The 9,113-nt window shown below is 44.3% G+C and carries 9 protein-coding genes and 2 pseudogenes; 3 read left to right on the top strand and 8 right to left on the bottom strand.

The window, feature by feature from the left end:
- Positions 1–123: 123 nt before the first annotated feature.
- A pseudogene (locus tag ACED53_RS22155) lies at positions 124–342 on the top strand (hypothetical protein); the annotation flags it as partial.
- A gap of 87 nt (positions 343–429) precedes the next feature.
- On the opposite strand, the gene ACED53_RS22150 reads toward ACED53_RS22155, so the two are convergent.
- From ACED53_RS22150 to ACED53_RS22140, 3 genes are all read right to left on the bottom strand, one after another.
- Entirely contained in the window at positions 430–1,653 is a 1,224-nt protein-coding gene (locus tag ACED53_RS22150; RefSeq protein ID WP_009845595.1) for a DUF819 domain-containing protein, read from the bottom strand.
- A 526-nt stretch (positions 1,654–2,179) separates the two neighbouring features.
- Positions 2,180–4,105: a monovalent cation:proton antiporter-2 (CPA2) family protein gene (locus ACED53_RS22145; protein ID WP_017101735.1), complete on the bottom strand. Its 1,926-nt coding sequence runs from the start codon at positions 4,103–4,105 to the stop codon at positions 2,180–2,182.
- Positions 4,106–4,108: 3 nt separating this feature from the next.
- Entirely contained in the window at positions 4,109–4,723 is a 615-nt protein-coding gene (locus ACED53_RS22140) for an NAD(P)H-dependent oxidoreductase (protein ID WP_009845593.1), read from the bottom strand.
- Between the two features lie 303 nt (positions 4,724–5,026).
- Here ACED53_RS22140 and ACED53_RS22135 point away from each other — a divergent pair, with 303 nt between their 5' ends.
- Positions 5,027–6,103 (top strand): low specificity L-threonine aldolase, encoded by a 1,077-nt coding sequence (locus ACED53_RS22135; protein WP_017101734.1) that lies wholly within the window; start codon positions 5,027–5,029, stop codon positions 6,101–6,103.
- A 124-nt stretch (positions 6,104–6,227) separates the two neighbouring features.
- Here the strand turns inward: ACED53_RS22135 and ACED53_RS22130 are convergent, their stop codons facing one another.
- Complete coding sequence (locus ACED53_RS22130; RefSeq protein ID WP_017098479.1) at positions 6,228–6,353, bottom strand: hypothetical protein; 126 nt, start codon at positions 6,351–6,353, stop codon at positions 6,228–6,230.
- 256 nt (positions 6,354–6,609) lie between these two features.
- Here ACED53_RS22130 and ACED53_RS22125 point away from each other — a divergent pair, with 256 nt between their 5' ends.
- Positions 6,610–7,044 (top strand): YccF domain-containing protein, encoded by a 435-nt coding sequence (locus tag ACED53_RS22125; RefSeq protein ID WP_029225586.1) that lies wholly within the window; start codon positions 6,610–6,612, stop codon positions 7,042–7,044.
- Between the two features lie 118 nt (positions 7,045–7,162).
- Here ACED53_RS22125 and ACED53_RS22120 read toward each other — a convergent pair whose 3' ends face one another.
- The 4 genes and pseudogenes from ACED53_RS22120 to ACED53_RS22105 form a co-directional block, all read right to left on the bottom strand.
- Positions 7,163–8,086 carry a hypothetical protein gene (locus ACED53_RS22120; RefSeq protein ID WP_017101732.1) on the bottom strand — a complete coding sequence of 308 codons (924 nt, stop codon included), beginning with the start codon at positions 8,084–8,086 and terminating at the stop codon, positions 7,163–7,165.
- A 235-nt stretch (positions 8,087–8,321) separates the two neighbouring features.
- A pseudogene (locus ACED53_RS22115) lies at positions 8,322–8,582 on the bottom strand (iron-containing alcohol dehydrogenase); the annotation flags it as partial.
- The gene (locus ACED53_RS22110; protein WP_017101730.1) at positions 8,546–8,683 is read right to left on the bottom strand and encodes a hypothetical protein; all 138 of its coding nucleotides are present in this window, start codon (positions 8,681–8,683) and stop codon (positions 8,546–8,548) included. The pseudogene ACED53_RS22115 and the gene ACED53_RS22110, both read right to left, overlap by 37 nt.
- Positions 8,684–8,922: 239 nt before the next feature.
- Positions 8,923–9,081 carry a hypothetical protein gene (locus tag ACED53_RS22105; protein WP_371693171.1) on the bottom strand — a complete coding sequence of 53 codons (159 nt, stop codon included), beginning with the start codon at positions 9,079–9,081 and terminating at the stop codon, positions 8,923–8,925.
- Positions 9,082–9,113: the final 32 nt, after the last annotated feature.

Genomic DNA, 9,113 nt, shown 5'->3' with positions numbered 1-9,113 from the left:
CGCGATGATAAAAGCGTTGAACAAGCTCACTGGGTTAGGTATGCCTGAAACTTGCCGTATTGACTAAGAAACGCACGAAATGGGGCTGCTCTGTCTCTAAACTGAATTACGCAACAAAGCCGCTCTGCGCCGACATTCTCGTATGATTGGAATAAGGATCAGGCGGAAATTCCGTTGAATATAAGCGTAAGCAAGACTACTGTGTTGAACGGACGTCCTTGGAAGTTTGGCATTGAAGCGAACTATTACCTTGAGAAAGACGAAGAAACGCGTCCAGATTTTATGTTGAGCTTTAATATCAGCCCAGTTGTTGAAAATAAGCTGGCGTCTTTGTTCGATTAAGCCGTTATTTGAAATACAGTTTTAGAAACGAAAAAGGCTGAACGATCATCGTTCAGCCTTTTGTGTTATTGGATTGAAGCGATTCTATTAACCCGCAGCAGCCTGCATGATGAGACCACAGATGTAAGCGCCGTATGTACCGAGAGCGTAACCCAATACTGCCATTAGGATACCTACTGGCGCCAGTGCTGGGTGGAATGCAGCTGCTACGATAGGAGCCGATGCTGCGCCGCCAACGTTAGCTTGGCTACCGACAGCCATGAAGAACAGTGGTGCACGGATAAGCTTCGCCATCACAATCATTAGAATGGCATGGATAGTTAGCCATGTGATACCAATGAAGAAGTAGCCTGGATTGTCTAAGATAGCCGTCACATCCATTTGCATACCGATGGTTGCAACTAGGATGTAGATGAACGCTGAACCAACTTTAGACGCGCCGCTGTGCTCAAGGCTGCGTGTAGATTTGAAGCATGAAGCGATGAGCGCGAACGTTGTCACCATAACGATTAACCAGAAGAAGCCTGATGTAAGGCTGTATTTCGCGAGTTCTGGAGCGTTGGTCGAGATCCAAGGTGCGATTAGGTCACTGAATAAGTGAGCTAGACCGGTAAGACCGAATGCAATTCCCGTGATCTTCATTAGATCTGTTGTGGTTGTTGGGCGAGCGTTCTCTTCTTGGTATTTAGAAACCGTCTCTTTTAGCTCTTCGATAGATGATGTGTCAGCTTTTAACCATGCATCAATCTTCTTTTGGCGACCTGCCATGATAAGTAACACGGCCATCCAAATGTTCGCACAGATAACATCAACCGTAATCATTGCAGAGAATAACTGGTCATCAACCTCGAACACTTCTTTCATTGCTGCTTGATTTGCACCGCCGCCAATCCAAGAGCCAGCCACTGTTGTAAGGCCGCGCCATACATCGCCAGATACAAGGTCAGGGTTAACTTGGTCGATAATTAGAATCGCTAAAGGCCCGCCAATGATAATGCCGACAGTACCGGTTAGGAACATGATGACGGCTTTAGAACCAAGGCCAAATATTTTACGAAGGTCTGCTGAGATGATCAGAAGAACGAGTGCACTCGGTAATAGGTAGCGACTTGCAACGAAGTATAGCTTTGAGTTTGACGCATCGATGATGCCTAAACTATTCAATAGAGAAGGAACAAAGTAACAGAGCAATAGACCCGGAACGAACGAGTAGAATTTTTTCAGAGCGCTATTTTGGCTACTTTCCGTGATAAAAACACCGCCAAGAATAACAGCTAACATGCCCATTATTACTGCATCATTAGTAATCATTATTATATCTCCTTTAAGGTGAGCGCAACCGCCTCACTTTTTGAAGTGCAGGACTATACCGACAACTGGTATTCGTTACAAATTGTAACGATAGACATACTTTGAAACGTTTGTGTTAATTTTTATGGTTTGAATTTGTGAGTGCGGAGCGTTAATTATTGGCGATGTGAATGCTTTAGTGGCGACTTGTGAGGCGTGTTTAGATATATGCAATGTAACTCAAACGTTAGAGGATGGTCGCTACGAATTAGAACGACGACTGAAGGGCTTAAAAGAATGCATATATACCCACATTGATGGTGTGGTTTATGTGGGGAGGTAATGTTTTATAAATGTAAAAAGTGAATTCATTTTTGACGGGTAGCTTGAGATTGAAAATTATAACTGGATCACATAAATGTCGTGGTTCATCTGATTTAGGTTCCGTGTTTTGGCTTCATCGGTCGTGCTATTCGTATTTAGAGAATGAAAAAGCGACCCGAAAGCCGCTTTTTGAGTGGTTGTTAACCTCGAATTTGAGCTCTGCTTAGGTTTGTTCTTCCTCAAAGCCATCTGCATAGCCTTTCGGTGGCGGTGTCCAACCTCGTTCTGAGCGAGAGTGCTTGTCTGAACGGTCTTTTTTCATGTCTTCTTTCATTGCTTCTTCAAGGTGAATGAAGATTTGTCGGTAGTTGTTGTCGTAACGTGGGTTCTCTTCAGCGTCAGACCAAGCTTGGTATAGTTTTTCAGACTTACGGCTTTCAACACGTTGATACGTTGATTTTTGCTGTTCAACGAAGAATGGATGGTGCCCTAAAGAACGTAGAGCTTCTGAGCCCATTTCGAGTGCCGAGTGGTACGTTTCTGAGATTACAGAATCTGCACCGGCTTCTCGTAGGCGGTAACTGTGACCACGGTCGAATGCACGCGCTAAGATTTTCACATTAGGGTAGGTGTGTTTAACGTATTTCACTAATTCAACGCTTGAGTCTTGGTTGTCGATAGCGACGACAAACATTGCTGCTTCTTCGATTCCTGCGGTATGCAATAAGTCATGACGAGTTGCATCACCAAAGTAAGATTTGATATTGATGGAGCGTAACAAATCGACTTGGTTAGCTTGGTGATCCAGAACCACAGTATTGACATCATTCGACACCAGTAAGCGGTTAACGATTTGACCGAATCGGCCAATACCAGCAATGATCACCGTACCTTTCTCTTCGATAGTATCGGCTTCTCGGTCGTTAGACTTTTGCTCGTAACGAGGAAGTATCACTTTATCAAATAGAATGAATAAGCCTGGAGTTAGGAACATTGAAAGGGCAACAACCAGCGACAGAGTTTGAACTATATCAGCAGGCAATACGTGGTTTTGAGCCGAGAAGCTAAGTAGTACAAAACCGAATTCACCGGCTTGAGCCAAGCTCAACGTAAACAACCATCGGTCACTATTTTTGATTTTAAAGATCAGCGCCAATGTAAACAACACCAAGGCTTTAAGTAGCATAACGCCAAGAGTGAGGCCAATGATCAAACCAAAGTCGTTGAATAGAACATCAAAGTTGATGCCCGCACCTACCGTAATGAAGAACAAGCCAAGTAGCAGCCCTTTAAACGGGTCTATATTAGACTCAAGCTCGTGGCGGAATTCACTGTTCGCCAATACCACACCCGCAAGGAAGGTTCCTAAAGCTGGTGAGAGGCCGACTAGGCTCATTAGTGCAACAATACCAATAACCAACATCAGTGCGGTTGCAGTAAAGATTTCTCGCAAGCCTGAGCTCGCCACAAAGCGGAACAGTGGACGACTCAAGAAGTGCCCGCCGACCACAACAATCGCAATAGATGCTGTGATCACAAGGCCATAAGCCCAGCCGGGTAGGCCAGCAACAAGACTCAACTCTTCATGGTGATCAGAAGTCGAAGCGACCGCGCTTTGTGCAGCTTCGATTAATTCTGGCAATGCCAATAGAGGGATAAATGCCAGCATCGGAATGACAGCGATATCTTGGAACAGTAAGACCGAGAAAGCATTCTTGCCGCCTTCTGTCTTGGAGAGCCCTTTCTCATTAAAGGTTTGGAGAACAATCGCGGTAGATGACAGTGCGAAGATCAAACCGATAGTCAGCGCGATCGTCCAAGGTTGCCCGAAGAACAGAGCAATCCCCATGACTATGGCCGTTGTGCCACCGACTTGTAGGCCGCCGAGCCCCATCAGGCGGTTTCTCATTGCCCAAAGCATCTTCGGCTCAAGCTCAAGCCCGACCAAGAACAGCATCATTACTACACCGAATTCGGCAAAGTGTTGAATGGTCGTGGTCTCTTCACCCACTAAGCCGATGATTGGGCCAATCACCACACCGGCAATCAGGTAACCAAGCACAGAGCCGAGGCCAAGCCTTTTGGCGATAGGGACGGCGATGACTGCCGCGAGCAAATAGATAAATGCTTGTAGAAAATATCCTGTCATGATCTAACCTCTGCTCATCATTTCATCGACATAATGGTTTAGCTTTTCAGCCTTGCTTGCCTTTTTAAGATCGACTTCGCCCGCAACAAAAGCCTCTAAAAGCGATTTGTAGCTATTTACATGATCTTGAATTCGGCCTTCTTCTAACGCAGTACGTGAACCAAACAAAGCCAATGGAGCCAAGTAGTTCATGCCGCACAAAGACGCCGTTTGTTCGATTGGGTGAAGCAGTTCACGGATGGTGAAGTGGTTATAACCGTCAGTTTGATAAGCCTCTTTTTTGCCGCCAGCGGTGATACTGCATAACAAGCTCTTACCTTGCAGTTCATTACCGTCGGTGCCGTAAGCAAATCCGTATTCTAGGACGAGGTCTTGCCATTCTTTAAGAATCGCGGGTGTTGAGTACCAATATAGTGGGAACTGAAAAATGATGATGTCATGGTCCAACAGGCGTTTCTGTTCACGATCGATATTGATCTTGAAGGTCGGGTATTCAGCATAAAGATCGACACAGGTGACGCCTTCAATACGCTTGGCTTGCTCAAATAAGGGTTTGTTCGCTTCAGAGCGATGCTGAGAAGGGTGGGCGAATAGCACCAAGACTCGATTTTTCGACATATAGCCCTCTTTGTCCATTAACGAATAATATTTATTGGAATTATAGATATACAATAATAGAAGAATGGTTGAACAACAACGAATTAGCCCATACTTATCTAGTTAGATGCACGTGTTTTTAGGGACTTAATTATATAAAACACCCGTCAATTTGAGTATTTCCGGCACACGCAGCCGATGACTGCGTAAAACTAATTATTCGCTAATAATAAAAGCGAAGAGGTGCACTTTATGTCACCGTTGAAGGCTAACGTAAATAATTCAATCACCCTACATAGAACGACAATGAATAAAGGAAAAGGTATGAGCACGGACTTGCGTCAACAATGTAATTTGTTGCTTTCTGGTCACTTCGATCCAACACCAGCACAAACCTTCGCGCAAATGGCTGAATGGTGCGAAACACATGATGTGGCGCACGACACCTACGGTGATGGCGATTTTATTGAGAGTTTTGAAAGCAAAGTGGCTGATTTTCTCGGCTATGAAGCCGCCGTGTTTGTGATTACTGGCACAATGAATCAACCGACAGCGTTAGAGATTGCTTGCCAAGAAAAAAGAAATCCTTTGGTGGCGATGCACGAATCCAGCCATATTATGCGCCATGAACGCCAAGGGTATCAGCTCCAGAACCGTTTCAATATACTTCCGGTTGGTAATGTATTTCGCACTTGGAATGTCGACGACTTAAAGGCTTGGCCTGATGAGATTGCCGCGGCATTGTATGAACTACCGATGCGAGAGATTGGTGGTCAGCTGCCTGAGTGGGGAGAGCTTGAAGCGATAAAGCAGTACTGCAAAGAACAATCGATTCATCTGCATATGGATGGTGCTCGTTTGTGGGAGTGTGGCGCGTATTATCAAAAGCCATATAGCGAGATTGCTAAGGGGTTCGATACAGCTTATGTTTCGCTCTATAAAGGGTTAAATGGTCTTGGGGGGTCACTCCTACTAGGTGATAAGGCTTTCGTAGCAAAAGCTTCAGCATGGATGAAGCGTCAGGGCGGAAATGTTTATCATCGCACGCCTTACGTAGTTTCGGCAGCAATGCAGTTTGATCAACGGATTGAGTTGATGCCAGCATTGTATGAGCGTACTAAGCAAATCTATCAAATCCTACAAGATTACCCTCAGTTTACGATTAACCCGCAACAACCGCAGGTCAACATGCTTCACCTCTATTTACCTGTGAGTTTTGAGGGTGGCATTATCCTGCGCGACAATATAGCTAAGAAGCACAAGGTTTGGATAGGAAACCCAGCGATCAGCGAACTGCCTACCCAATGTAAGATTGAATGGTATGTGGGTGATAACTTACTAAACTTGCCAGATCATGAGCTGATCGACATTCTAGACTTTATTAACGAAGAGCTGATTTAATTAACTAAGAGTTGATTTGATCGCAGAAGAATTGAATTAATTACAGTAGAAGTGATTTAACTGATATGAATACAGGACATGTTTCCTGTATTCATTTTTACGCCGATAGGATGGCGGGGTCTTGTTACATGTATTGGTTGATGTACACGTCGACTAAAAACATGAATACAGGCACCGTGCTGAGAAGTCCGAAGAAGACGATTGGCACCCAGTTTTTCATTTTCTTTTTAGGTTGCTCAGTGTTGCTCATAAATTCGGCCTTAAATTAGTTGTTGTAGTTGTTGTAGTTGTTTAGCTTTGTGATACTAAAAATCTACGAACATGGTATCAAATAAAATCGATGATCCCTATGCGGATTTGGCGTTTCGTGGTGTGTATCAATCACAGGAAATGTAGGCGATTCATAAGCGGTTCATAAAGACTCAATAATAATGAACCTATTAGAACAAGTATTGCCTTACTCGGCATATGAAATAAACAGTATTCAAAGGTTTGGAGAAGACAACATGAGAACAATAGGAAACATCATTTGGTTTCTGTTTGGTGGCGTATTTATGGGGTTGGCATGGTGGTTCTTCGGACTGCTCGCATTCCTAACCATCGTTGGTATTCCATGGGGTAGAGCGTGTTTTGTTATGGGTAACTTCTCATTCTTTCCATTTGGTCAGGAAGCGATTTCACGCGATGAACTGACCAATGAAATGGACATTGGCACGAGCCCGCTAGGTGTGATTGGTAACGTTATTTGGTTCTTATTTGCGGGAATCTGGCTTGCGATTGGTCACATCATGTCAGCAGTAGCGTGTTTCATTACCATCATCGGTATTCCGTTTGCGATTCAGCACCTTAAGCTCGCGGTTATCTCATTGGCGCCAATCGGTAAAACCGTTGTCGACAAGCGTGAAGCAGAAGCGGCACGAGTAAGAAACTACAAGGGTTAAGACTACAGCTTAAGCCTTATATAGAACTGAAAAAGCACATCACATGATGTGCTTTTTTTGTGTCCATGTTTTTATCTCACGATGCTCATCTCATAAATACTAACTAGGCGTTGTTGAGCTAGACATTATTGAATAGGACTTCAAGCCGTAGGGTGATGTTGGCCTCTTCGGTGTGTTTCTCATGGGGCTCTCGTTCCCATTGATAGCGCGGAATCAATTCGTAGAACAGCCACTCTTTCCAAACGTTTTCTCGGTAGGTTATCGACACTTGTGAATATTCGTAGTGGTTATACGGCTCGCTGGTTGCTGCAATCGTCGCGCTGTATTGCAGAGCTTGGTCTTGAGAAAGATAGTGATACAAAGTTAGCCCCGTACCGTACTCCCAGCCTTTAAGGTCGTCGTTATAACCTGCAAAGTTCGACCATCGCGCTAAGAAGTCATCACTCAAAGAAAGATCAAAATCGATATCGGTGATCTCGCCAGTTTCTTGCTTTTCTTGATACACACGTTGGGTCAGCCTGAATACGGCATCGGTAGTGAGAGGGTAGGTAAAGCGATAACGAGCTTCAATACGCGGACGCAGTGTCGCTTTAATATTGAAGCTACTGTAACCCTTCGCATAAGCATCGTAACGAAGGCCGAGTGCGCTCTCTAATTCCTCTGAATCTTGTGGAAAGAAATCAAAGAACTCTTCATCGCTGACAGATTCGTAGATTAATTTTAGGCGCTTACTCGCAAAGGGAAGATGTAAACGTGCGTTGAGCTTGGTTGAGTAGTCGACGTCACCACCTTCTGAGTAAATAAAATCGTTGTACCAACGCACAGAAGTGCCCGCTCGAGCATCTTCGGTAATGCGGTCATCGACAAAGAAACTGTCAAACCATAATGCGGGTTGGCAAAATTTACTGTTGAGGTAGTGGTAGGCTTTTTCAACAGGGGCGTCTTCTAGCGGCTGACTGTGACACTCATTTTGATCCTCTGCTTGAGCGGAGTGGGCAACGAGTGAAGCTAATAATGAGGTGCTAACTATCCAACGACTCAATGGAACCTGTTTGTCATTCTATATATCAATAGTTTGACTATAACCAAGCGATCGCAACAATGCGACTTTTTAGTGGTGAGTAGCTAGTGATTCGTCGTTCTTGGTTGGCTATGAAGGCAAAGAATTGAAAGAGACAGGAAGAAAAAAAACGGGCTCAGAAGGTGAGCCCGTTTGTGTTAGCTATTTGTTTTTAGCAAGAGCCGCGTGTTTCTAGCTCGAATAAATTGTCGCTAGATTACATTGCCGCTTCGAAGATCGCTGAGATTTCTTCGTGAGTCGCTTGTTTAGGGTTAGTGAAACCACAAGCGTCTTTAAGAGCGTTGTCAGACAGAGTCGGGATGTCTTCCAATTTAGCACCCAGTTGAGCAATACCTGTTGGGATGTTCACGTCATTTGCTAGTTGAACAATCGCGTTGATAGCTGCTTCTGCGCCTTGCTCTGCTGTCATACCTTCAACATTCACACCCATCGCTTTTGCAACATCACGTAGACGATCAGACCTTTTTTGAAGCCTTGAGACTGAATGCTATCAGCAGCATCTTTCAAACAGCCAGTACCCATGAAGTTGATTGTAGGGATGTAAAATGCAGTAGACATTGGAAAACTCCGTTAATTATGATTTTTTAATTTCCTACATGTTGTCGGCAATCAACTGGTCGACCATTGATCTGGAACAACTTTGATTCCGAACTACCACTTTGTGACTATGCGTTGTGATAGGGCTCATATAGCAATCGTTTTTATGGTTTTCTTATGTGTTTATTGTCAGTAATGGAAAGCGAACGATTGATTGATTTAAGACCGGAATGACGTTCCATTACCATAAAAAGTAAAGGCTATTCACTCAACGTCGGTTCAAGTTCAGTTTGTGTCGATGGTTTGCGTGAGTCATCGTTAGCTTCAATTTGAGGTCGTTGAGACTCATCGGTATCTAAGGCGTCAGAGGTGTCTTCTGGTTCTTCATCATAATACTTAACATGATGTATGGAATCCACTCCCTCTCTGCCAGTCTACACTTAGCAGAGTG

Source organism: Vibrio sp. 1F169, from assembly GCF_041439605.1.
GTDB lineage: Bacteria > Pseudomonadota > Gammaproteobacteria > Enterobacterales > Vibrionaceae > Vibrio > Vibrio tasmaniensis_A.
Note: the sequence above shows the minus strand (reverse complement) of the source record. Positions and strands in the feature narration are given on the sequence as shown.

What these genes read in the sequence shown, in the direction of transcription:
- ACED53_RS22135 (WP_017101734.1), top strand. Translation starts at nt 5,027, where the DNA reads ATGAGCACGGACTTGCGTCAACAATGTAATTTGTTGCTTTCTGGTCAC.
- ACED53_RS22110 (WP_017101730.1), bottom strand. Translation starts at nt 8,683, where the DNA reads ATGTCTACTGCATTTTACATCCCTACAATCAACTTCATGGGTACTGGC.
- ACED53_RS22130 (WP_017098479.1), bottom strand. Translation starts at nt 6,353, where the DNA reads ATGAGCAACACTGAGCAACCTAAAAAGAAAATGAAAAACTGGGTGCCA.
- ACED53_RS22150 (WP_009845595.1), bottom strand. Translation starts at nt 1,653, where the DNA reads ATGATTACTAATGATGCAGTAATAATGGGCATGTTAGCTGTTATTCTT.
- ACED53_RS22145 (WP_017101735.1), bottom strand. Translation starts at nt 4,105, where the DNA reads ATGACAGGATATTTTCTACAAGCATTTATCTATTTGCTCGCGGCAGTC.
- ACED53_RS22140 (WP_009845593.1), bottom strand. Translation starts at nt 4,723, where the DNA reads ATGTCGAAAAATCGAGTCTTGGTGCTATTCGCCCACCCTTCTCAGCAT.
- ACED53_RS22125 (WP_029225586.1), top strand. Translation starts at nt 6,610, where the DNA reads ATGAGAACAATAGGAAACATCATTTGGTTTCTGTTTGGTGGCGTATTT.